The sequence below is a fragment of the Ignavibacteriales bacterium genome (assembly GCA_026390595.1).
GTDB lineage: Bacteria > Bacteroidota > Ignavibacteria > UBA10030 > UBA10030 > UBA9647.
Genome location: JAPLFQ010000007.1, coordinates 1 through 23,183 on the forward strand (window position 1 = coordinate 1; position 23,183 = coordinate 23,183).

Annotated in this window: 18 protein-coding genes; 7 read left to right on the forward strand and 11 right to left on the reverse strand. The window is 54.1% G+C overall.

Going from position 1 to position 23,183, the window contains the following annotated elements; translation table 11 throughout:
* Positions 1-89 precede the first annotated feature (89 nt).
* Together NTU47_02425 and NTU47_02430 are read left to right on the forward strand one after the other, a co-directional pair.
* Positions 90-791, forward strand: a complete 702-nt coding sequence (locus tag NTU47_02425; GenBank protein MCX6132644.1) for a cytochrome C biogenesis protein — start codon at positions 90-92, stop codon at positions 789-791.
* Positions 792-817: 26 nt separating this feature from the next.
* Entirely contained in the window at positions 818-1,090 is a 273-nt protein-coding gene (locus NTU47_02430; GenBank protein MCX6132645.1) for a hypothetical protein, read from the forward strand.
* A gap of 609 nt (positions 1,091-1,699) precedes the next feature.
* Here the strand turns inward: NTU47_02430 and NTU47_02435 are convergent.
* The 7 genes from NTU47_02435 to NTU47_02465 form a co-directional block, all read right to left on the reverse strand.
* Positions 1,700-3,175: an aminotransferase class V-fold PLP-dependent enzyme gene (locus NTU47_02435; GenBank protein ID MCX6132646.1), complete on the reverse strand. Its 1,476-nt coding sequence runs from the start codon at positions 3,173-3,175 to the stop codon at positions 1,700-1,702.
* A gap of 124 nt (positions 3,176-3,299) precedes the next feature.
* Positions 3,300-4,082 carry an SDR family oxidoreductase gene (locus NTU47_02440; protein MCX6132647.1) on the reverse strand — a complete coding sequence of 261 codons (783 nt, stop codon included), beginning with the start codon at positions 4,080-4,082 and terminating at the stop codon, positions 3,300-3,302.
* A gap of 63 nt (positions 4,083-4,145) precedes the next feature.
* A complete protein-coding gene (locus NTU47_02445; protein MCX6132648.1) occupies positions 4,146-5,396 on the reverse strand; it encodes an Nramp family divalent metal transporter in 1,251 nt (416 codons plus the stop codon).
* A gap of 1 nt (position 5,397) precedes the next feature.
* Positions 5,398-6,693: a CBS domain-containing protein gene (locus tag NTU47_02450; protein ID MCX6132649.1), complete on the reverse strand. Its 1,296-nt coding sequence runs from the start codon at positions 6,691-6,693 to the stop codon at positions 5,398-5,400.
* Positions 6,694-6,879: 186 nt separating this feature from the next.
* Complete coding sequence (locus NTU47_02455) at positions 6,880-8,025, reverse strand: alanine racemase (protein ID MCX6132650.1); 1,146 nt, start codon at positions 8,023-8,025, stop codon at positions 6,880-6,882.
* Between the two features lie 309 nt (positions 8,026-8,334).
* Positions 8,335-9,801, reverse strand: a complete 1,467-nt coding sequence (locus NTU47_02460) for a Xaa-Pro peptidase family protein (protein MCX6132651.1) — start codon at positions 9,799-9,801, stop codon at positions 8,335-8,337.
* A 204-nt stretch (positions 9,802-10,005) separates the two neighbouring features.
* Positions 10,006-10,722, reverse strand: coding sequence for a pyridoxine 5'-phosphate synthase (locus NTU47_02465; protein MCX6132652.1), 717 nt, complete (start codon positions 10,720-10,722; stop codon positions 10,006-10,008).
* Between the two features lie 188 nt (positions 10,723-10,910).
* On the opposite strand from NTU47_02465, the gene NTU47_02470 reads away from it, so the two are divergent.
* The 4 genes from NTU47_02470 to NTU47_02485 all read left to right on the forward strand — a co-directional run bounded on the left by NTU47_02470 (position 10,911) and on the right by NTU47_02485 (position 15,790).
* The gene (locus NTU47_02470; GenBank protein MCX6132653.1) at positions 10,911-12,605 is read left to right on the forward strand and encodes a DUF5686 family protein; all 1,695 of its coding nucleotides are present in this window, start codon (positions 10,911-10,913) and stop codon (positions 12,603-12,605) included.
* Positions 12,606-12,877: 272 nt separating this feature from the next.
* The gene (locus NTU47_02475) at positions 12,878-14,083 is read left to right on the forward strand and encodes a M14 family zinc carboxypeptidase (GenBank protein MCX6132654.1); all 1,206 of its coding nucleotides are present in this window, start codon (positions 12,878-12,880) and stop codon (positions 14,081-14,083) included.
* Positions 14,084-14,317: 234 nt separating this feature from the next.
* On the forward strand, positions 14,318-14,911 hold the full coding sequence (locus tag NTU47_02480) for a sigma-70 family RNA polymerase sigma factor (protein ID MCX6132655.1): 594 nt from the start codon (positions 14,318-14,320) through the stop codon (positions 14,909-14,911).
* A 189-nt stretch (positions 14,912-15,100) separates the two neighbouring features.
* Positions 15,101-15,790, forward strand: a complete 690-nt coding sequence (locus NTU47_02485; protein MCX6132656.1) for a hypothetical protein — start codon at positions 15,101-15,103, stop codon at positions 15,788-15,790.
* A 31-nt stretch (positions 15,791-15,821) separates the two neighbouring features.
* Here the strand turns inward: NTU47_02485 and NTU47_02490 are convergent, their stop codons facing one another.
* Positions 15,822-16,523 (reverse strand): metallophosphoesterase family protein, encoded by a 702-nt coding sequence (locus NTU47_02490; GenBank protein MCX6132657.1) that lies wholly within the window; start codon positions 16,521-16,523, stop codon positions 15,822-15,824.
* 101 nt (positions 16,524-16,624) lie between these two features.
* Positions 16,625-17,281: a DinB family protein gene (locus tag NTU47_02495; protein ID MCX6132658.1), complete on the reverse strand. Its 657-nt coding sequence runs from the start codon at positions 17,279-17,281 to the stop codon at positions 16,625-16,627.
* A gap of 126 nt (positions 17,282-17,407) precedes the next feature.
* On the opposite strand from NTU47_02495, the gene NTU47_02500 reads away from it, so the two are divergent.
* Positions 17,408-18,619, forward strand: a complete 1,212-nt coding sequence (locus NTU47_02500) for a TIGR00300 family protein (protein MCX6132659.1) — start codon at positions 17,408-17,410, stop codon at positions 18,617-18,619.
* An 86-nt stretch (positions 18,620-18,705) separates the two neighbouring features.
* Here NTU47_02500 and NTU47_02505 read toward each other — a convergent pair whose 3' ends face one another.
* Together NTU47_02505 and NTU47_02510 are read right to left on the reverse strand one after the other, a co-directional pair.
* Positions 18,706-20,028, reverse strand: coding sequence for an amidohydrolase family protein (locus NTU47_02505; GenBank protein ID MCX6132660.1), 1,323 nt, complete (start codon positions 20,026-20,028; stop codon positions 18,706-18,708).
* A complete protein-coding gene (locus NTU47_02510) occupies positions 20,015-23,101 on the reverse strand; it encodes an amidohydrolase family protein (GenBank protein ID MCX6132661.1) in 3,087 nt (1,028 codons plus the stop codon). The genes NTU47_02505 and NTU47_02510 overlap by 14 nt, the downstream gene beginning before the upstream one ends.
* Positions 23,102-23,183: the final 82 nt, after the last annotated feature.

Below are 23,183 nucleotides of genomic sequence, written 5' to 3' on the forward strand. Positions count from 1 at the left end.
TCTTTCGGCACGAGGGATTTTATCCGGAAGCAGAGATTGACAAGCTACTTCAGAAGCAAGGGCTGAAAATCCTATCGGGGAGTTGACCTATGCTCGACAGCCTTTTTACATGGTTGACAACCGCCTTGAATGAGCAGTTCGGCATTGCACTCGTCGCCGCGATGGGTTGGGGCGTTGCCAGCATTCTGCTCAGTCCGTGTCACCTGTCCAGTATCCCCCTTGTCATCGGATATATCAGCAGTCAGGGACAGCAAGGGATGAAGCGCTCGTACTCACTCTCTCTCGTGTTTGCCCTCGGTATTCTCATCACGATTGGATTGATCGGGGCGATCACAGCTTCAGCCGGCCGGATGATGGGCGATGTCGGCGTGTGGGGCAATATCATCGTGGCAGGAGTGTTTTTTGTTGTTGGTCTCTATCTTATGGACATCATCAGTCTCTCGTGGGGTGGGATCCTCCCGCGAACGTCGTTTGCCCGAGGATGGAAAGGCGCGCTGCTCCTGGGCCTCATCTTCGGCATCGGGCTCGGTCCGTGCACGTTTGCCTATATGGCGCCGGTGCTCGGCGTTGTGTTCAGCGTTGGGTCGATCGATCCGTTGCGAGCTTTCTCATTGATTGCGGCCTTTGGCGCAGGGCACTGCGCTGTCATTGCAGCAGCAGGAGGTGCAACGGGAACAGTCCAGAAATATCTCAACTGGACAGAACAGTCACGAGGCACGACGTACCTTAAGCGCGGCGCGGGTGCGCTCGTGGTCCTGGCCGGTGTGTACTATCTCTACACCGCATTCTGAGACCAGAAGAGGAACGGAGGTTTTTTATGCCAGGATCATGCTGTGTAAAACCGATTACAAGAATCATAAAGGTGGCAGATTTTGAAGCTGGTCTGCTGGGTTTGGATCAAGCGCTTCGAAACGTCTGCACCTCAGGCGTCACCGGAGAAGAGGAAATCAAGCAGGATTTGCTGCGCCTGATCAGGGATTTCGGCAACTATGTCTCTCCATCGAGCGAGAATGAGTACACAAAAGCACTCTTGCGCGAATACAAGAGCTATGTAGCAAGGCAGGAGGATGCTCAGTCTCAGAAACGCTGAGTCTATTGGCCTCGGATACTTACAGGAGTACAGTAATGCTGCAGAACAGCATATGAATATCCCGCGGGAAGAAATCCCGTGGTTTCCCACGATCGATGAGAGCCTGTGCACAAACTGTGGCGTTTGCCTCGAGTTCTGCGCCCATAGTGTCTATGCATTGGACGACGAACACGCGCGCGTAGTGACGCCCTACAATTGCGTTGTCGGCTGCTCCGGATGCGAAACACTATGTACCACCGGTGCCATTCGGTTTCCAGACATGGGAGAATTTATGCTGAAGCTCCACGAATTACGTACACAGTACGAAGGCTGAGAGGAAACCAACCCGGCAAGGGCATTGGGACCCGCGAAAGCGTGATACAGTTACAAAATCAGATAACCGAAAGGGACAAAACCGGCTACCCGAACCATCCATGGAGTAGCAGCCACGGACGCTCTGCAAAGACGAAGCCACGGCACTTCTCACTTCCCTCCTGGTAAGCAAAAAGTGGCCAAGGTGCGCAGCGTGAAGTGCGTGCGATGCTTGTGTAGGAGATAGAAGCGGAGGGATGCGCCGAACTCAGCTAGGACTGGAATTTACTAGTGGGGTTCGGATAGCTGCGACTGCTGCTAGAGCTTAAACCACTGTTGAACGGTGCTTTGCAGAGTCTCGCCTGATTTGTGCTGATACTCGTTCGTGTGTGGATCGTAAGTGTATTCTTGTGCCCAGGTGCTGGCATTTCGCCCGGTATCCCGCAGTGCATCGAGGATGTAAGCAATTTCTTCGTCCGTTGTCGTTGGGTGAACGGAAAGTCGCACCCATCCTGGTTTCGTGGAAAGATCCCCCTCGTTGATCTTATCGGTAATCCGGTTCGAAGTGTTGTGATCGACGTGAAGCAGATAATGGCCGTAGGTTCCGGCACACGAACATCCGCCGCGGACCTGAATGCCGTACCTGTCGTTCAGGAGCTTAACAATCAGGTTGTAGTGTATCTTCTCGAAGTAGAAGGAGATAATACCGAGGCGTTCCTCGACCGAATCTGCCAGAATGGTCAGGCCGGGAATTGCCCGCAGTCCACGGAAAAGTCTCCTCACGAGCTGTTCCTCGCGATGCAGCAGGTTCTCCACCCCCATCTGGTCTTTCAGCTCCATTGCGAGCGCCGCCCGAATGGCCTGGAGAAAGCCCGGAGTTCCCCCATCCTCGCGTTCTTCAATTTCCGGCTTGTAGCTGTACTCTCCCCATGGATTTGTCCAGAGAACGGTTCCTCCCCCGGGCTGGTCTGGTGATCGCAGATGGTAGAGGTTCGAGTCGAAAACCAAAACTCCTGATCCTCCTGGTCCGCCCAGAAACTTGTGTGGAGAAAAAACGATAGCATCCAGTTTTTCGGCCGGATTGGCGGGATGCATGTTGATAGACACATAAGGAGCGGATGCTGCGAAATCGACAAAGGCAAGCCCTCCGTGTTCGTGCATGATCTTCGCCATCGCAGAATACGGAGTCCGGATACCCGTGACGTTCGAACAGGAGGTGAAGGAGCCGATTTTCAGCTTGCGGTCCCGGTACTTCTTCAGCAATGCCACGAGGTCGTCGAGGTCGACGAGGCCGTCGCTTGTGGGTTTGATGACGCAGACGTCGGCGAGCGTTTCATACCAGGAGGTTTGGTTGGAGTGGTGCTCCATGTGTGTAACGAACACGACGGGTTTCATCTCGGGGGGAAGCGAAACGTATTGCTCGATCTGTTCAGGGATTTTGAGACCGAGCATTCTCTGGAGTTTACAAACCGCAGCCGTCATGCCAAAACCGGAAAAGAGCAGTACGTCATCAGGCCCGGCATTGACATGGTTCTTGATGATCTGATGAGCCAGGCGATATGCCTGTGTCATGGATGTGCCGGTGACGTTTGTCTCCGTGTGGGTGTTGCCAAGGAAAGGTCCGAACACGTCGCGCATCTTGGTTTCGATCGGCCCGTACAATCGGCCGCTCGCGGTCCAATCCGCGTAAATAATCTCCTTCTCACCGTACGGAGTTCGAAATGGCTGGTGATAGCCGATCGTACTTCTCCGAAACGGCTCAAAATAGGATTCGAGCTCAGCTGCTTCGATCATATCCCTTGCAGCCTCCTGCATAGCCTCTCCTGTCACCGACCATTCATTGATTTGCGAGCTGCCCTGGAAAATTTCTTCCGTCGAGACCCCGTCTCGGCGGATGTGAACATCACTTTCTGTTTCTCTACTTCGCCGCCGGCGTTCGGTGTACTAGCGTTGGGGACGCCTGATTTGTCGGCAGGATTATTATCTCTGCGATCTGAACGTGCGGTGGCGCCGCTGCGCAATAGAGCACGGCGTCTGCCACATCCGCGGGCGTCAGCGGAGCGAGGTTTTGATAGACTGTCTTTGCTCGTTGTTCGTTTCCGCGGAAACGGACGATGCTGAATTCTGTTTCCACAAGCCCGGGGTCGACGGTGCAGACTCGAAGAGGTGTGTCCACCAGATCGTGTCGCAATCCCCTCGTCAACGCGTCGACGGCGTGCTTCGATGCGCAGTACACATTACCGCCGGTATAGACTTCGTGTCCGGCAATTGAACCAAGGTTGATGATTGTCCCCTTTCCACGCGCTACCATGCCGGGAATGACGGCGCGGCTGACATACAGCAATCCCTTCACATTCGTATCAATCATTTCCTCCCAATCGTCCAGCTTCCCCTCGTACAGCTTGTCCAGGCCGCGGCTGAGTCCGGCATTGTTGACAAGCACTTCGATGTCCTGCCAGCCGGAAGGAAGAGTCTGAATGGCCTTTTCCACTGCTGGCTGATTGCGCACGTCAAGCTGAATCGTCAGTGTCTCGGTGCCATGCTTTTTCTTCAGTTCTTCTGCCAGGGCATCGAGTCTCTCCTTGCGCCGGGCGGTAATGATGAGACGCGCGCCAGTCCGGGCGAACGCTTCAGCACACGCGAGTCCGATGCCGCTGCTTGCACCTGTGACGAGAACAATTTGCTTTGAGAGGTTTGTCATTCGATCTGTTTCTGAGAATTGTGATGTGTACGATTTCCCTGCTGCGTGAGTCAGTGTCGTTCGTCAACTTATCCCCGAGATCACAAGAACGGCGCTCAGTATCATGAGAATAATCGATGTCGTCCATCCAATAACATTCTGGTACCGTTTGTTCGTGTATTCCCCCATGATCTCAGGCTTGTTGATGATGAGCATCATACAGATAAGGACAACAGGCAGCAGAACGGCATTGAGCACCTGTGTCCAGATTGTGATTGCAATGAGCGGAGCGTTGGGGAGCAGGATAATGCCGACACCCGTGAGAATCGTGAAAGTGAACAGAGTATAGAACTGCGGGGCCTCGGAGAACTTCTTGTCTATGCCGGCTTCGAAGCCAAAGGCCTCACAGATGAAAAATGCCGTAGCGAGGGGGAGTATGGCGGCCGAGAACACCGAAGCGACGAAAAGTCCGAACGCGAACACCTGTGATGCAAGCGCCCCCGCAAAAGGCTTTAATGACATCGCGGCATCCTTGGCTTCGTTGATCTGGACTCCGTTGACGTGCAACGTGGCTGCGCATGCGACAATGATAAAGAAAGCCACAACGACCGTAATGATGCACCCGACAACAACATCCCAGATCGTGTATTTGTAGTCGTCGATGCTGATCCCCTTCTCGATCACGGACGATTGCATATAAAATTGCATCCAGGGAGCGACGGTAGTGCCGATAAGTCCCAGCACCGTCGTGAGGTACTCATTGTCCCATTGAATTTTCGGGGCAATCATCTCTCTTCCGATTTGTCCCCAGTCCGGCTTGGCAAGGATAGCCGACACAATGTAGGAAAGCAGAAAGACGCTGAAGAAGAGAAAAATCTTCTCCGATATCTTGTAGTTTCCCTTGACGACAAGGATCCACACGGCGATTGCAGCAAGAGGGACAGAGATGTACTTGTCGACATTGAAGACCGCCATGCTTCCTGCGACGCCGGCGAATTCCGTTGCGGTGTTGCCGATATCGGCAAACAGGAGCAGTGCGAAAAGGTAGAACGTGATCCGCACGCCGAAATTCTCGCGAATCAGATCGGCAAGACCCTTGCCAGTAACGATTCCCATGCGCGCGTTCATCTCCTGCACCGTCAGGAGCGCGATAAACGACGGAAGGAGAGTCCAGAGCAGCTTGTAGCCGTACTTCGCCCCTGCCACCGAGTATGTGGTAATGCCTCCGGCATCGTTGTCGACGCTGCCGGTGATAATGCCCGGCCCGATCACGCTCAGGAAGATAAGCATGTTGCGGAATGCCGGCCGGTCTTTCAATCGTTGCAGCAAACCCATCTTACCCCTCGGCTGCCTGTTTTACTTCCGGGAAGACCGCGTCGAGCGTGTCACGCATCGTAATGATGCCCTGGAGCTTGTCGTTTTCATCAACGACTGGAATCGCTTCGAACTTGTATTTGAAAAACAACTGGGCCATTCGTTTGACGCTGGAATCCAGGCGCACGGAAATGATATTCCCCCGCATAATGCTTGAGATAACGGCTGTGCTCTTCGTGGAAAGCAATTGGCGCAGCGTGACAAGACCCTTCAGCCGTTCCTCATCATCGATGATATAGACGTAGTAGAGCAACTCGGTTTGTTTGATCTCTGCCTTCACCATCTTCAGCACTTCTTTGACTGTCTGAGTTTCTCTTGCAGTGATGAAGCTTGTGTTCATGATGCTTCCAACGCTGAAAGCGGAGAGCTTCGTCAGGTCATGGATTTCTGCGACGCGCTCCTGCGTGAGAAGACTGAAAACCGCTTCACGCTTCTCCTTGTCAAGCTCGTCGAGAAGGTCGACGGTTTCGTCCATCTGCATCTCAGAGATGATGCTTGCGAGCTTTTCGGTGTCGAGCGCTTCCGCCATCTGGACGCGAAGGTTAATCGCCATTTCCTGAAGTGTAGCGGCCGCTGTTGCCGGACTGATCGACTCGAGCAGCGAGATGCGTTCGTCTGTGCCGAGATCTTCAAGGATGTCCGCAAGGTCCGCCGGGTGTATGGCAGAGAGCTTCGAGGAATCGGCCTTCATAATCACGGCTCCGTGGACGTTTGTCGCCGTGGTCGGCTGAACATTCTTCCACGTGAGAAACTTGTCGTTGATGTCGCGTGCGATGAGCCAATGGAAAATCGGATTGAGAAAATTCACCCAACCCAGGCGCCGGAGTAACCCCTTGACGCCAATATCAATGTGCACCAGCCAAAGGTTCGGGTTATCCTTAGAGGAATTGTCTATAAGCAACTGCAAGTCATTGACCCGCACAAGCTTATATCCTGACGTCGAGATAATCTGCTTGTCGAGGAACGTCTCCTTGAGAAGAATTTCGTTTTCTACCGATTCCTGATTGGTGCTCTCGAAAGGATATTCAACCGTGACATGCTTCTTGAAGACTGTCAAACGTACGAGATTCCAGGGAATGTACAGCGGCTTCTCACCTTCGTGCATCGAGGCGATCAGCGCCGTGATCTTCGGATACACGTGGCTTGTCCGTGCGGCGAGGTCATCGATCCGGCCGATCCTCTTCCCGGTCGAGGCGTTGAAGATCGGAAGGTGAAGGATCTCCGAGATATATATGAAATTGAAGTTGTCGCCGCTCATGCGAGGTCCGTTTCTCTCAGGAAGTGCTTGAAGATAACACGAAAGATTGAGAAAGTCTATGCGGGATGTGAAGAGAAGGGATATCCGTGTTGGTGCGTGAAGCGTGTTCGAAGACTACGTGTTGCCCCTACACGGCACAGATGAGCGTCTTGTCATCTGCTGAACGCCGGGCGTTGACAGCGGTGATCAGACTCTTCCGCGGAGTATCTTCCACCGGTCAATCACCTCGTACCCCTTGACCACATTATAGTAGTCGAAGTTGGCGGCCGTCAGGCAGGAGTGATGTTCCAGGATGCGGACTTTGTCTCCCACCTTGTAGTGATCTTGCAGCCTTGAACTCTCTGAAATCAGGACTTTTCCGTGTTCCTGTGACAAGGTCTTCACGTGCACGTGAGCCTGAAGCCGCTTGCGGTCATAGTCCTCATAAAGAATCCCCATATCCATATCATTGCTGATATGCAGGGGGCCGGGGTCCTTTGAGAGGGCGAGCGCTCCGGCATCGATGATGAAGTGTGATGCCCCCGGCTGGTGCGAAACAACCGAGGCAAGCACCGTCAGGGCGCAATCAGCGACGCCGCAACTGCCGAGCATGACTTGTGTGTTGTCGTAGAAAGCATAGTTTCCGGGTCGGATTTCGTTGATGCCCTCAAAGTTTTCCGTCACGGACATGGTTGGAGTGGAGCCGACACTCACCACAGGAATCTTGTACCCCTTGGTTCTCATGCGCTCCGCAAACTCGACCATCACGGAGCGTTCCTGATCGGCGACAACCTGTATGTCTGCCCGGTTGCGGGAGTCGTACGCGTGCCCTGAGTGAGTCAGGATGCCATCGAAGACGAGATTTTTTGATTCGTTGAGTGACCGGATGAGTTGTTCGGCATTCGGGGATTTTGGATCGACGCCGGCGCGATGGTAGCCGCAATCGACCTTGAGCCACACGTGAATTCGTTCGCTGCCGACCCGTTCGATCGCATTGAGCCTCTCGAACATTTCCATGCTATCGATAACGACACGCGCTGTCGTTTTGTCGGACAACGCCAGAATTTTTTCGATGTGATCCGGTATCAGCGGAAGAGCCCACGTGATGTCGTTGAATCCGGCAGCGGCGAACTGTTCCAGTTCGAACAGCGTCGAGACGGTGATGCCGCGGGCTCCCAACTCCAATTGATGATTGGCAATCTCCACGCACTTATGGGTCTTGATGTGTGGACGCAGTGAAACGCCGAAGGAGTTCGCGCGGTCCTGCATTCTGGTGAGATTCCGCTCGAGTATACCCTGGTCGAGGAGCAGCGCTGGGGTTGGAAGTTCGAAGATGGATCCTGCTGGTCGCATAGAGTTCGTCACAGTGGTAACGTTGGGTCTGGCGTGATCGTGTTTGGTATCATTCGCTCTCTTTTCTCTCTGCGCAAAAGCGGGGGATGCGTGGTGAGCGGAGAGCCCCGCTCTGTGCCCGCCGAGCACAGAGCACGAATTTCTATAATGTCGACACTAATATCAGAAAACTCCAGATTATTCTTGTTGATGCAGTGCACACCGGTTCAATCGATGGATCATAGCTGATTCGCGCAAGAATTCTGGCGTCCAAAGGGGCTGGAAACGAGGTTTGTCTGCGCTCTTTCCGCGCCGCCTCTCATTCGAACATCACTTATCCACGGCATGTGCGCGTGGATATTGCTGAAGCATACCGTTTCCCCGCATCAGCTTTTCTATTCCCGCCATATCCAGAGGCACAAAATCAGAGACGACTTCAGCACCACGATCTGTGATGACGATAAGGTCCTCACAACGGATACTAATCGACTCTTCCGGAATTGTGAACGCGGGTTCAATCGTGAACACCATACCTGCGCGCAGGGGGCCGTAATCTTGTCCGACGTCGTGAGTTGACATTCCAACCCAGTGGCCCAGCATTGCCCGTGGATTCTGAGACGATGACCGGAATGTGCCAACGAAACGCTTGGCGGCCGCTTCATAGACTGGTTTCGAAAAGGCTGTCTTCGAAAGAATGCCATCCATCTCCCGGACGGCATCCAGCAAGATTGCTTGCGCCGTCGCCCCTGGCCGAATCGCCTTCAGAACAGACCGGTAGCATCCAACGTAAAACTCATACAACTCGCGTTGGTGTGTGCTGAACGTTCCGTTCACGGGCCATGTCCGCGTCAAATCGCTCATGTAATATCCATAGTCTGGTGCAAAATCCATGAGGAGAAAATCTCCATCCTGCATTTTCCTCTTGTTGGCATTATAATGTCCCACCATTGCATTGGGCCCGCTCTGAATAAGCGAGAAGTACGCTTCCCCCTGCGCGCCGTTTCTGTAGTAGACGTACTTTGCAACAGCATCCAGTTCGTATTCCATGATCCCGGGTTTCGTCGATCGCATACACTCCATCAGGGCCAGACCGGAGAGTTGTGTTGCCTTCTTCATTAAAGCGATCTCACGCGGGCTTTTAATGAGCCGCAAGTTGTCCAATGGAGGGGTGAGATCCCTTATTTCGAATTGTGGAAATCGCAGGCGGAGCAACTGAATGAAATTCCCTTCACGTGAAGCGCGGCCATCAAACGGATCCGCCGCAGCGTCTCCGACGGAGCGGACGGCAAGGTCGCGGCTCATTGCGAAACCCTCCGCAGGGCTGAATGGGGTAAAGAGTGTACGGAGTGTGTTTCCCCTCGCGTACCGGGCGAGATGCTCAGGCAGGAGATCAATACCGTACACAGCATCGATTCCCGAGAGCTGTTTCACGGTAACAGCTTCTTCGGGTATCAGCGTTTTTCCTTCTGATCTCTCCCGGCCTTCGTTGCGATGGGGAAGATAGAGAGTTGCCCGTCGTGTTGAACCGTCAAGAAGAAGGTACGAGTGGGGAATCTCAATTCCGCTCAGATAGTAAAACTCGTTGGATTGGCGAAAGCGAACATAGCCGGCTGGTCCCGGGGCTCCCTGGAGTACAGCGATGGCCGAAGAACCGATGACATCGTACAGGGCGGCGCGTCGGGCGGCAAATTCTTCAGGCGGAAAGTCCGTCGTGAAGAGAGCAAACCCCTCTTGAGCCAGGGAGACCAACGGTGAGAAGACGAGAAGGCATATGAGGAGCAGTGTGTTCTTGCGCATTAAGGTTTCTCTTCGATTGAGTTAGTAAAGCGGAACGTTTGAGTTCTGTATCATGATGTTGTGTGCCTTGCCGCCGGCCCGAAGGAGGAAGGAGAGGAATCTTGTTCTGCCGCAGAGGGTGTGAGAAGCGGCAGAAGAAAAACGCAGATCGTCAGTCTCATGGGTCATTCGTAGAGAGTTGGCTGAGGGAGACATTGTGGAACGTTAGCTCGCCTCAACGAGGGAGCGCATTTCCTGGACGGCGGATTCCAGGCCAACGAACATCGAGCGGACGATGACTGCAAAACCAATGCTGAGTTCATCGATTTCCGGGATAGCGGCAATTGCACCGACATTGACATAGTTGAGACCATGGCCTGCGTGGACGCCAAGACCAAGCGATTTGGCAAGGGACGCGGATTCTTTGACCTGCGCCAAACACACTTCCTGTTCACGGGGAGTGTGAGCTTCGGAATACTCGCCCGTGTGAATCTCGATCATGTCGGTACCAATTTCGCGTGCCGCCCTGATCTGCTCCACGATCGGATTCACAAAAAGACTCACCTTGATCTTGTGATCGTGGAATGTTCTGATGACGTCGAGAAGATGTTTCTTGCCGGCGACAACATCGAGCCCGTCCTCTGTTGTCAGCTCCTGCCGCCGCTCGGGGACGAGCGTGACGAAATCAGGAACCACCTCGAGCGCAACCCCGATGATATCCCCAGTTGCAGCCATTTCGAGATCGAGCTTGGTTGTAATGGTCTTTCGAAGTTCCCGGACGTCGGCATCGCGGATGTGCCGCCGGTCCTCACGGAGGTGACACACAATACCGCGGGCGCCGGCTGTCTCACAAATCCGGACCGCCTGCACGAGGCTTGGTTCAGTCCCTCCCCGGGCATTTCGGAGTGTGGCAAGATGGTCGATGTTGATGGCTAAGCGCATACGGGCCTCTTAAAATGTAATCAGCTTCCACTCCTAATATACGAAAATACAGACTCTTTGGGAATTTTGATGAAAAAGGAGATCTTCCGGTGCATCCGATGCCGGGCGCATCTCACCTCGCCCGCCGCAACTTTTGCGGCAAAATCACCGTAGGTTGAGAAAGCCACAACACTTTCCGAGGTGATGCCATGAATACCCTTTCAAGAATCTCCATGATATGTATGTGCGCCGTCTTTATTCTGGCAGCTACGGAGGCACAAACCACAAAAAAAGAGAATGCTGAGAATGACAAACATGAAAGTCTCGGTCAACGGATAGGATCAATCGTCGAAGGTGTGATCGACAAGCTTGAAAAGGAATTCTCGGGCCGTTCCGACGAAACGGGTTTGAGAAAGGACTCATCGAAAAAGCTTCATGGACAACCATCGCAGGGTGATATGTTCACGAAAGTGAACGAAGACAGCAATGTAACGTACCAGGGGAACACGGTCATCCAGAGGGGCGATACTCTCAATACGAATGTGATCGTCAAGGGGGGCGACCTCACCATCTATGGGCACGTCAATGGCGACGTTCTTGTCATCGGCGGAGACGTCTACCTGCGGGACGGGGCGTATGTGGGTGGTAACATCAAGGTCATCAATGGCGAAGTCAATAAAGATGACGATGCGATTGTTATGGGATATATTGACAAGGGCAGTTCCAAGAAAGAGAAAGCCTACAGAGAAGAAGAGAAAAACTTCAGAAGATCCTCTACGAAACTTAACGCAAACTGGGTCAGCGAGACGACCAATCTGGATAATTTCATTTTCCGGTACAACCGCGTTGAAGGTCTGTTCCTCGGTGTGGGATCGGAGAAGCGATACTATTGGGACAATCAACGTTCCTACAGTCTCTACGGTTCAGCGGGATACGGGTTCAAGTCCCACCACTGGCGCGGTAACCTGGGGTTGAGCAGGCAATTCGCTTTCGACGACGGACAGCTGATTGAAATTGAAGCCGAAGCGCACAGCCTTACGGATACGAAAGACGATTGGCTTATTGGTGTACAGGAAAACACTGCTGCGGCTCTTTTGATTCACGAAGACTACCGTGATTACTATCGCCGGGATGGATATGGTATTAACCTTGGATATGCCACCCAGCGCGAGTACATCACCGGTCAACTTAAAGTAGGGTATTTGGCGGATGAGTACCGGTCTATGGAAAATCAGACGGAATGGTCTTTCTTCGGAGGGAGCAAGCAGTTCCGTCCGAATCCGGCGATCGACGATGGAAAGATGGGAAGCATCTTCACCTCGGCCGGACTCAGCACCGTGACGTCCACAATCTATGGTCCTGAAGGGTGGAGCATACTGGCGACGGCAGAGGTTGCTGACAAAAATCTTGGTGGAGTGTACACGTTCAACCGGTATGTTGCCGATGTGCGCCGCTACCAGCCGTTGGGACGATACGACAATCTTAATATCCGCGTTCGCGTAGGGTCATCCGAAGGAGCACTCCCGCTTCAGAAGACATTCGAGATCGGGGGGCTTGGAACAGTCCAGGGTTTTCCGTTCAAAGGTGAGATGGGAAACCGGATGGTACTGATGAACGCAGAGTTGATCGTCAATGGTGATTTTCTCGGTGATCTCAGTTTCTGGCCGAGTTGGCTGATGCGCGGCATCAATCTGCTGGTCCTCACAGATGCAGGTCTTGTGCGCACGGTAGATAACGGAGCACTCTGGACGAATGGCTTCGACGGAATCAAAATCTCGGATTTCAGACATGATGTCGGGGCCGGTGTGGCGTCGCGCAGCGGTGCCTTCCGGCTGGCATTTGTTTGGCGTACGGACAGGAGTGAACCGGCTCGTTTCATTTTCCGGTTCTCGCGTCCCTTCTGAGAAAACATAGAGTGCAGCCGCTTGAGAAAAAGGTCGGACGCCACGTCCGACCTTTTTCTTTGCTTACCGGTGGCTATGGCTTCGTAAGTCCCGGGTGACAGACGCTGTTTCCTCAACCATGCCACCCCATGAAAGAGATGCGATTGTGAAAATTTCCCCCTATCTTCAGAGCAGTGACAAAGAAGTGAAATGACGCACCGTGTCGGTCTTCTTCTGTCAGCCCGCTCGCTCTGAGCAATCATCAGATCAACTCACGTTTGCAGATTTCCCCTATGAACAACCCTCAATCACCGGATCACTCTCTCATAAGCTCGGCGCTGGCTCGGGAACTTTTTGACGTGTATGAGACCTGCCGTGTTTCGGAAATTGCCTCCCGCAGGTTTGGCCAGGCCGACATGCTTCGCTGGCTGGAGCCGCTGAACGCGGCGAACTTCTTTTCGACAACACCGTTGGGGATCTCCGCCGAAGGGCGAACCATCTCTCTGCTTCGGCTCGGAAGGGGAACAGTGAAAGTCCTTCTCTGGTCGCAAATGCATGGAGATGAATCAACCGCCACCATGGCATTGCTGGACATCCTCAGCTTCTTCCGGCGGAATCCCGATCATCGAGCGACGCGCGCGATTCTCGATTCGCTTGATCTTCTGATGATACCGATGCTCAACCCGGATGGAGCAGAGAGGTTTCAGCGACGTACAGCCCAATCTATTGATATGAATCGCGACGCGCTTGCGCTGGAAACTCCTGAGGCACGTATTCTGAAAGAGATTCAACAGACGCACCGTCCGCAATTCGGGTTCAATCTTCACGATCAGGATCCGCGTTACACGGTCGGGAATACAAGGGATGTCAGCACGATTGCGTTGCTCGCTCCCGCATATGATGAATCACGAGCCGACAACGCTGTGCGGGAGGCCGCGAAGAAAGTTGCCTCGGTGTTTGCGTCTGCAGTACAGGAGTTTATCCCGGGTCATGTCTCGAAGTACGACGACACGTTTGAGCCGCGCGCGTTTGGAGACAATATTCAACAATGGGGAACGAGCACGGTCCTGGTTGAGTCGGGCGGATGGCCGGGCGATCGCGACAAAATGTTCATCCGTAAACTCAACTATGTTGGCTTGCTCATCAGCCTGTATGCTCTCGCAACCGAAACGTTTCAGCAGGCAGACCTTGCGATCTATGAGGGGCTTCCGTTCGGGACGAAGTTCCTGTACGATGTCATTCTTCGAAACGCACGGTTGAAAGCGAACGATCAAGTGCCTGCGGCCGTTGTCGATATTGGTATCAACCTTGACGAGGAGCTGAACGCGGAGACGGGACAAGTGGAATTGGTGGGGAAGGTCGTCGACATTGGTGATCTCCGGGTCTACGGTGCATTCAGTGAAATTGATGCTCATAATGCACTTTTCAACGGCGGAGAGATGCGGATGGACCAGCGTTTTTCCTCCAGGCAGGTTGAGGCGCTGACAGCCGGGCATTGACTGTTGTTCCTCTGTGCACCGTTGTATTGCACTCAGGAGCGGATTTTGCTACCTTGAAGCGCGAGTATCTTCACACTGCATCACCCCCGTTGGTACAGGGAATGTTGCCTGCCAGAGACATTCAGGTTTTGAACCCCTGACAATGTTTACATGATCGTACTGCGGGCCGTCACTGAGTGCCCACGATCAATGGGCCGATTCATCTTTTCGAGTGGGAAATAGTCAAGGCGATCCATGAATCCTGGCGTACAGGCTGTCGTTTCCCGGAGCACGAAGAAAAAGCACACCGAGTTTGAGGCAGAAGCATTGCCTCATATGGACGTGCTGTACAACTTCGCTCTTCGTACGACCGGGAATGAAGCGGACGCCCGCGACCTGCTGCAGGAGACCTACCTCAAAGCGTATCGTTTCTGGGATAAGTACGAGAAGGGAACGAATATCCGCGCGTGGTTGTTCAGGATTATGAAGAATTCGTACATCAACCGGTACCGAAAAGAAACGAAAGAACCGGACAAGGTTGATTACGAGGACATCGAGAATTTCTACAATACAATTCGTGCCGGATCGACGAATCCCAATGATCTCCAGGAGCAGCTCTACGGCAACCTGCTCGGCGATGAGGTGACGAAGGCTCTACAGAGTTTGCCGGACGATTTTCGAACCGTCGTCATCCTCTGCGACATCGAGGGATTGACGTACGAGGAGATTGCGGAGTTCGTTGAGTGTCCAATCGGAACCGTCCGATCGCGCCTCCATCGGGGGCGGAAGCTATTGCAGGCAGTACTGTTCGAGTACGCGAAACAGCAGGGAATAATCAAAAGTGACTAGGGAGGATAACAGAGTACTTGTTATCTTGCTCCGTGAGGTGGTGTTGTGGACTGTGAAGAAGCCCAGCGGCGCGCTGGTGATGCTATTGATCGATCTCTTCCCAATGGTGTAGCAAGGGAATTCCAGGTTCATCTCGAGCAGTGCAAGCCTTGTCGAAGAGAGGTTGCGCTGGAACAACTGTCGAAACACATGGTTCGACAGAATGTGAAGCAGGTTGAGACCCCCCGCAGCGTTCAATCCCTTATCCTCAGTTCCCTTCGGCTCGAATTTGGTCAACAGGCATTGGTTGTCGGAGGATTGCTGTCCGGCTGGCAGCCTTTCCGCATCGTTGTACCGGCGCTGGCCGGCGGTATCATGGCCATTGTGTTTTTCCTGACGGTTAGTTCGCAGGCCGATCCCCGTAACCAGATGACGGCGCACACAGCGTCAAACGACCTCATCCATTTGTCATTCGGAAACTTCGCGCTTCTACAGTCGGGCAGGATGCAATCGGCGATGGTGACATCGGCTCCCGAACATTTCGGCGATGTCTTTCGGACGAGCAATTTGCAGTTCGGCGTACACGTTCCCCGGTTCAGTAACTGCGATTGGTGCGGGGGGGCGTCCTTAGAGTGCAACGGCGTCAAGCAGGCGCACCTTCTCTACAAAATTGGACGCGAGCTTGTGTATGTATTCGAGGTGAGTGACGATGATGCTCTGTATGGCACGCGGGTATCGCTCCCCCTTGCGGCCAAGAGAGGTCTCACGCAATCGGGGTGGTATACAGACCCCGATCATCCGGACTGCAATGTAGTGTTGTGGAAAACAGATGAAGCGGTGTGTGTTGCGGTGTCAACAATGAAGAAGAGTCAACTCCTCGCGTTACTTACCACGAGATAAGCCCCGTTCCGGGCAGTTTCCGCGTCACGCCCTACAAACCCTGATACAACCGTTCCGCGAGTGAGCGCGGCAAACCGGCTTTGCGGATTTTTTGAGCGGCTGCCTCAACGTCATATCCGACCCGGATGTTTTCGTACGACCATGCGTCGGTATCGAATATCCCGAAGCTCAGGTGCGGGTTCCCGTCGCGGGGTTGACCCACACTCCCTACGTTTACGATGAAGCGTCCTGATCGCTCGACAGCAGGTACTTTTTCCCTTCCCGAGAAAATGACGGGGATATGCGAGTGCCCGATGAAACAGATCTTCTCAGCAAAGGCCTCGAATGCCTCCCGGGTATCGAACTCACTGATAACGTAGTGCCATTCCTCAGGCTCAAAGGGGGACGCATGGGAAAACAGCAGATCTCCCTGCGGCTTCATCTGCGGAAGATCCTTCAGGAAGCTCTTGTTTTCTTCGAGAAGGGCGCCCAAGGTCCAGATGGCGGAAAGCTGGGCGTTGAGCGTGAATTGATTTGCGACTGAAAGATCAATCGCTGCAGCATCATGGTTTCCCTGGAGGATAACCGAACACCGTGAACGAATCAGCCCGAGACATTCATTCGGATTCGCGCCGTAGCCAACAGTGTCCCCGAGGCAGACAACCTCATCAACGCGTCGGGATTCCATCGCCCCAAATGCGCTGGTCAGCGCTTCAAGGTTGGAGTGTACATCAGATATGATTGCAATTCGCACGTCGATGCTCGAAGTTGTGACTGCCTGCCTGCTGTGAAAATGATTTCATGGATAAGGTAGCCAAAAGTTGGGCAAGATCCCACGCCGTGTCCGCATGGCGCTTATCCGAGGATTTGCCTGAGATGGTGTTTCACGTGGCGGACATAGTCCACAAAAATGAATTCAAGAGTCACCGGAACGTTGCCGCCAATAAAGCACATATTGTTTAACTTCTCGGCCGGAACATTGGTTCCAACGTGAAGCAAGTGAAGATTGTATACGTTCCAAAGCCGCACGAGGTTTTCCCACGATTCAGTCTGGTACGACTGTGTCGCGACCCAGCCTTCCTGTTCATAGTCCAGTAGCCTGATCTCGCTGCTCAGCTGCGCCCGAACAAAGCGCTGGTGATTGTTGCTGGCTGAATCGATGAGATGGCCGAGAATTTCCTTCCCGGACCATTTCCCCGGCGCAGGACGCACGCAGCTTTCGGTTTCAGAAATGTTCAGAAGGCGCGGCAACGCCATTGCCAGCAATGACTCCAGTTCGATCCGCGCATTCTGCATTCTCGCTTTTCCTTTCCAGGCGATCCCTGCGACCCATCGTGAAAATACGGCAAGCACCCATACCGACGCGGACATTCCAATCAGAAGAAGAATGAAGGCGGGCGCATATCCATCGGGAGGTCCGAGAAGAAGCAGCTTCAGGATGAGGTGTGAATCCTTGCCGGGATGCCACACGGAAGTTTGACTAAATGTATGGATAATCAGAAGCGTAATCAATGACGGTTGCCAATGGTGCGGAATCTCTTAGATTATAGAAGAGAAGAACGAGGCTGGAACTATCGCGCTCCCAGCCCGGTATACCAACAGAAACAGAGAACATCACGAACGAAGGAAGGCGAAGCGATGTATTCTGAAATTGTGCACACAGACGGACATCTGGTCGATTCACAGATTCTCTCGAAAATATTCGACCGGGTGATTGCATGCGGATCTGAATTCGAAGTTGTGGAATTTACGCTGGGCAAGACCAACGAAGCTTTTTCCCATCTTGAGCTCAGAGTATCCTCGAAGTCTCCGCAAGTTCTGGCCAGAACTCTCGAAGAGCTTGTCGAACTCGGGTGTCTGCAGACAGACATCGCGGACGCATTTCTCCGGCCTGCCGAAGCAGACCGCGTTGTGCCCGATGACTTCTATTCAACAACGAACCATCGGACGTTCATCCGGTTGCATGGTGGCTGGCTTGACGTGGCAAACCAGCGCATGGACGCGGTCATCGTCGTTTGGGATGCGAAAGCTGAGTGCCGTAAATTGCGGGATGTACGTGCAGGGGACATGATTGTGTGCGGCGTGTACGGGATACGCATACAGCCGGAGTTCAAAGAGCGCGATCGGCTTGGCTTCGCGTTCATGGCAAACGACATATCGTCCGAGCGTCGAACGGAGACTGCTGTTCGCAAGATCGCTGAACTCATCCGGCAAAGCAAGAAGGAAGGCGGGCGGATTGCGTTTGTCGCCGGCCCGGTTGTGGTACACACAGGCGCTGTCGGCGCGTTCTCGGACCTGATTCGGGGCGGATTTGTCGACGCGTTGCTTTCGGGAAATGCGCTCGCGGTCCATGATGTTGAACATTCGTTGTACGGCACGTCTCTCGGTGTGGATCTGGAGCATGGTGTGCCAATCGAAGAAGGGCACAAGAACCACATGCGGGCCATCAATGCTGTCAATCGATGCGGATCAATTCAAGGAGCTGTTGCTTCCGGCGTTCTGCAGTCGGGGATCATGTATGAATGTGTAAAACAGAGGGTGCCATTTGTACTTGCCGGCTCGATTCGCGACGATGGTCCGCTTCCTGATACCATCATGGATCTCGTCAAAGCGCAGGAGGCGTATGCGCAGCAGCTCGCCGACGTGAAAATGGTGATTTGCCTTAGCTCGATGCTGCATTCGATCGGAGTCGGCAACATGCTTCCCTCGTGGGTGAGGGTTGTGTGCGTTGACATTAACCCCGCGGTCGTGACAAAACTGTCGGACCGTGGATCGCAGCAAACGATCGGCGTGGTGACTGATGTAGGGGCGTTCCTCGTATCGCTTGCGCGTGAGCTGTGTGGGGGATGACAAAAAAAAGAGGGCGCACGGTCTCGGGCGCCCTCGCTTACCCCCCCCCACGACTGAAGTCGTGGGCAATCTGTTGAAGTTGCGGGCTATCTGTCGTTCAATTGCATGTATTTCTGCTTGTACTTCTCATACAGCTGCTTGTGTTTGTTCCCCAGGTCGATTTTCTTCCCCTGAATGAACATGTGTTCGGTCACGGTCGGCGGCTCCAGCGGATCGCCGTTGGTGACGATAAGCGTCGCGTCCTTGCCCGCCTCAAGAGATCCCACCTTGTCAGCAATGCCGAGGATTTGAGCGGCATACAGCGTCACAGATTTGAGCGCCTCGTCCTTCGGCAATCCATAGGCGGCAGCGTTCGCGGCATGGTACGGTACATTCCGTGAATTCGAAGGAGATCCGTCTCCGGCAATACAGAACCGCAGACCGGCTTGCTGCAACCGCAAGGGGAGCGTGAACACTTCGTTGTATCCCTGCCATATGCGGGAGGGCGCAGACTGGACGTCCGTGATGATCACCGGAATATCTTTCGCTTTGAGCTGACCGCGGACAAGCCATGCGTCTCTGCCCCCCACGATCACGAGTTTCACTCCTTCAGTCTCAGCCCATGTGATCGCAGACTGTATCTGCGTCATTTCGTTCGCCTCAACGAAGACCGGAATGGTCCCCTGAAGTACGGGAATCATCGCCTGCCAGCGGGGATCGCTATCGTGCATAGGAACACCTTGTTGTTTTTCGGCGTTCTTGGCGGTCATGTAGGCGCGAGCACTTGAAAACGCCTCCCGGATAGCCTTGAGTTGATCGTCGCGTTGTTTCTGCCACTCCTCTTTCGTAACGCGGAATCGAGGTGAGGGAGTGTAGATCATCGAGGGCCAATTGACAACGAGTCCCAGACCGCCTTTCAGTGTGAGGTCTTCCCATGTCCATCCATCGAGCATGAGCGCCGCGCCGAGTCCGGAGATGAGTCCGCCGCTTGGCATCGTCGCGACGATCGCGATTCCGCCAGCCCGAGCGACGGGAATCAATTCGCTCTCGGGATTCACGGCGACTTCAGCGCGAACGTTCGGATTGATAAGACCCGTCTCGGCCTGGTCGATTGTTCCCCGCACAGAGCCAATTTCGGTCAACCCCATGCTGGTGTACGAGTCGATGATTCCCGGATAGACGTGCTTGCCCGCGATGTTGATGCGCTCCGCGTCCGCCGGGATTGTCACGTTTGTGCCGAGCGCAACAATCTTCCCCTTGTCAAAGAGAATCGTTGCGTTTTCGATCACCGCTCCGCTCACCGTGTGGATTGTCCCGCCGATGAGAGCGATCGGTTTCTTCTGCTTTGCAGCTGGAATCGCATCCGATGCGACAGCACAGGATGAGCAAAGAACGAAGACAGCGAGGAGGAGGATGTTAGTTCGTTTCATGGCTCTGGCCCTCCCCGATGGTTGATTGTTGATCGGATTCATTCGGACGCCGGAATCGCCCGGGCGGCCCTCCTGCTGGTGCTGCCTGGGGTTTCTTTGTCGCCAGGACCTTCTGGATCAGCGCTGCCCGCTCCTTCACAATCTGTTCCTGCATCTGCTTGTCTTCCTGGATATCGAAGTACTTCTTTCCGTCGACCCAGGTTTGTTCGCACCTCGAGTAGACCGAGAGAGGGTTGCCGCTCCAGAGAACAAAGTCGGCATCCTTTCCAACCTCCAGCGAGCCGACCCACTTGTCAACTTTGAGATGTTTTGCCGGGTTGATCGTTACAAACTTAAACGCCTCCTCTTCGCTCAGTCCGTACTTGACTGCTTTTGCCGCTTCCCAGTTCAGACGTGAAGCGAGCTGGTCGTTGTCCGATTTGTAGGCAACGAGAACCCCCTGGTTGTGCAACAAGGGTCCGTTCCCGGGAATTGCATCCCAGGCTTCGATCTTGTACGCCCACCAGTCGCTGAATGTCGATACACCGGCTCCGTGTTTGGCAATAACATCAGCGATCTTGTACCCTTCAAGTCCGTGCTCGAAGGACGCGACATGAATACCATATTCCTCAGCAACCCTGATGAGCATGAGCATCTCATCCTGGCGGTATGCATGTGCATGGATCTCACGCTTTCCTTTGACGATTTCCAGCAGGCAATCAAGCTCAAGGTCCTTCCGGGGTGGAACCATCAATTTGTTCCTCTCCCACTCTTTCCACGACCGTTCGTAGTCAAGCGCCGCATTGAACCGGTCACGTATCAGCTCTTCCACGCCCATGCGGGTCTGCGGGTAGCGCGCTGCAACGCCGCGTTGCGGGGTCATGCTGCTTTGCTTGACATTCTCGCCGAGAGCGAACTTCACTCCGAGGGGTGCCCCGGCCAGTGGCAGCTCCTCGGCAGAAGCGCCCCAGCGCCACTTCAGGATCGAGCTCTGACCGCCGATTGGATTCGCCGAGCCGTGCACAACCAGCGCCATCGTTGTGCCACCCGCCAGTTGTCTATATATCCAGATGTCATCCGGGTTGATGACGTCTTCCACGCGGGTTTCTGGTGTGATCGCCTGTCCACCTTCGTTGACGCCTCCGTTGATCGCCGTGTGGGAATGAGCATCGATGACGCCCGGGCTCAGGTGCTTGCCGGTCGCATCGATCACTACGGCATCCTTGGGGACTGCGATGTTCAAACCGACTTGTGCGATCTTTCCCTTTGTTACGAGCATATCCGCATTCACGAGTTTTCCTTGCGGACCCTGCGTCCAGATCGTTGCATTCTTGATGAGAATATTCGCCGGCTGTTCGGGGAGTTTTGGCCGGCCGTATTCCGTTGGAGGAAACATCAGGGATGCAGTGGCCATATCGACTTTTTTCGGCTTCGCTGTATCTGGCTCGACTCGAGCTGGGGATGTACGTGTTGCATGCCAGCCGAAGGAAGACCCGTCGGGAGTTTCAATCACCCCGAACATCTCCTTGTCATTTCCCGTGCCCGACATCAATACAATACCCGGAATACCAATTGAGTCCGCTGCAAACGTAACAGCGAGACGTCCCCCGCTCACAGATACCGTCGCAAATCTGACGTCTTTTGCGCGGGCGTTCAGTGAACCCGTCGGCTTTTCTATGTCGCCCCTGAGCGTCAATGTTCCGTTCGCGCGATCCGAGGTGAAGTCCCAGATTCCCCGGACATCAGCCAGCGGTGGTGGTTTGACATCATATCGCTTTCCATCGATCCATACTTCCTGAATCTTCGTCCTCTCAGCAAACAAATCGCCGTCTGTAATTACGAGGTTGGCGACCTTGCCTTGCTCAAGCGTACCGTACTGTTTCTCCACACCGAGCATCTTCGCAGGCGTCGTGGTGAGAGCTGTCAATGCAGCGTCGGCGCTCAATCCGCGTTCAATCGCCTTGCGTGCCTGGGCGAGGAATGTGCCGGCATCTTTCAATTGCGCAGCGGTGAGGGCAATGGAAACTCCTGCGTTCTGGAGCCGCCCCGCGTTTTCCGGAGCAGCATCATAGTGGCGCATGTCTTCCAGAGAGGCGTTCAATGCTTCCTCGGGCGTTTCCACGGAAGGCGCTTCCGGGAAGTTGAGCGGCACAAGAACCGGAACCTTCGTTGCCTTCACTGCATCGATCCGGAGGTATTCCTGACCGCTGCCCAGGATCCAAAGGTTGAGAGAGAACTCCTTTCCGAGCTTCGCTGCGCGCAGGAAATTGAGATCGCTGGCGACTTCAATGACTGTCGGTATCTTGGTCTGGATGGCATCGGCCAGCGCAGAAAGCGCATTGTTCACCTCCGGATGCTTCTGGCCCGCAGGGTTTCTGGCGTATGCATCCTGCGCTTTGCGATACCAGTCGGCATCAAAGTACGTTTGGCGTACGAATGCGATAATTCCCATCAGAGAGCTGGGATATCCGCTGCCGAATCCGCCTGAAGATTCAATGTTCAGGTGTTGCGCCACACGCCGTTTTACCACGAGGCCTGTCACCACATCATCGCCGAGACCGACAAGCGCGCTTGTGCCCCGGAAAATGCCGGTTTGTGGAGCGACCAACGCAAGAGTGAATCCCTGTGAACGCAATTTCTCAGCGGCTTTCGAATCGGGAGTGAACTCCTCGTCGGCGTTCACTTCAGCGTGCATTTTGGCATTCCAGTGTGCCGCCCCCTTTGGCTTCTCCGCCTGGGTTTGCTGTGCCGGAGCTGCGAATGGGCCGCCTGTTTGAGCCTGCGCCGGTTTCGGCATGCCAAGATCCGAAGAGAGTTCAATCAAGCCCGGGTAGAGAGTACGACCGTCAAGATCCCAAATTCTGGCATCGGCGGGGGGGGAGACTTTCTCGCCGACGGCTTCGATTGTCCCGTTACGGACAACAAGAGTACCGCGGGTAATTATTTTTCCCGGAGCGACAACAATGCGTGCATTGGTGAACGCATGGATGGTGGGCGTATTGTCGCGCAATCCCGTCGTCGGAGCCGTCTGACCGAACAGCCAGCCAACAGCCAACGAGAGCAGGAACATAAGTGTACTCCAGCGACGAATCATAAATCCTCCTGGAACTGGTGAACGAATGAATTGATAACGGAAATACTTTCTGTCAGAACAATGCCCGGGGCTGTTCCGTGCA

Coding starts and splice junctions, on each gene's coding strand:
- NTU47_02500 (MCX6132659.1), top strand. CDS start 17,408: ATGTATTCTGAAATTGTGCACACAGACGGACATCTGGTCGATTCACAG.
- NTU47_02465 (MCX6132652.1), bottom strand. CDS start 10,722: ATGCGCTTAGCCATCAACATCGACCATCTTGCCACACTCCGAAATGCC.
- NTU47_02460 (MCX6132651.1), bottom strand. CDS start 9,801: ATGCGCAAGAACACACTGCTCCTCATATGCCTTCTCGTCTTCTCACCG.
- NTU47_02470 (MCX6132653.1), top strand. CDS start 10,911: ATGAATACCCTTTCAAGAATCTCCATGATATGTATGTGCGCCGTCTTT.
- NTU47_02435 (MCX6132646.1), bottom strand. CDS start 3,175: ATGATCGAAGCAGCTGAGCTCGAATCCTATTTTGAGCCGTTTCGGAGA.
- NTU47_02485 (MCX6132656.1), top strand. CDS start 15,101: ATGGTTCGACAGAATGTGAAGCAGGTTGAGACCCCCCGCAGCGTTCAA.
- NTU47_02455 (MCX6132650.1), bottom strand. CDS start 8,025: ATGCGACCAGCAGGATCCATCTTCGAACTTCCAACCCCAGCGCTGCTC.
- NTU47_02430 (MCX6132645.1), top strand. CDS start 818: ATGCCAGGATCATGCTGTGTAAAACCGATTACAAGAATCATAAAGGTG.
- NTU47_02505 (MCX6132660.1), bottom strand. CDS start 20,028: ATGAAACGAACTAACATCCTCCTCCTCGCTGTCTTCGTTCTTTGCTCA.
- NTU47_02450 (MCX6132649.1), bottom strand. CDS start 6,693: ATGAGCGGCGACAACTTCAATTTCATATATATCTCGGAGATCCTTCAC.
- NTU47_02440 (MCX6132647.1), bottom strand. CDS start 4,082: ATGACAAACCTCTCAAAGCAAATTGTTCTCGTCACAGGTGCAAGCAGC.
- NTU47_02425 (MCX6132644.1), top strand. CDS start 90: ATGCTCGACAGCCTTTTTACATGGTTGACAACCGCCTTGAATGAGCAG.
- NTU47_02510 (MCX6132661.1), bottom strand. CDS start 23,101: ATGATTCGTCGCTGGAGTACACTTATGTTCCTGCTCTCGTTGGCTGTT.
- NTU47_02480 (MCX6132655.1), top strand. CDS start 14,318: ATGAATCCTGGCGTACAGGCTGTCGTTTCCCGGAGCACGAAGAAAAAG.
- NTU47_02475 (MCX6132654.1), top strand. CDS start 12,878: ATGAACAACCCTCAATCACCGGATCACTCTCTCATAAGCTCGGCGCTG.
- NTU47_02445 (MCX6132648.1), bottom strand. CDS start 5,396: ATGGGTTTGCTGCAACGATTGAAAGACCGGCCGGCATTCCGCAACATG.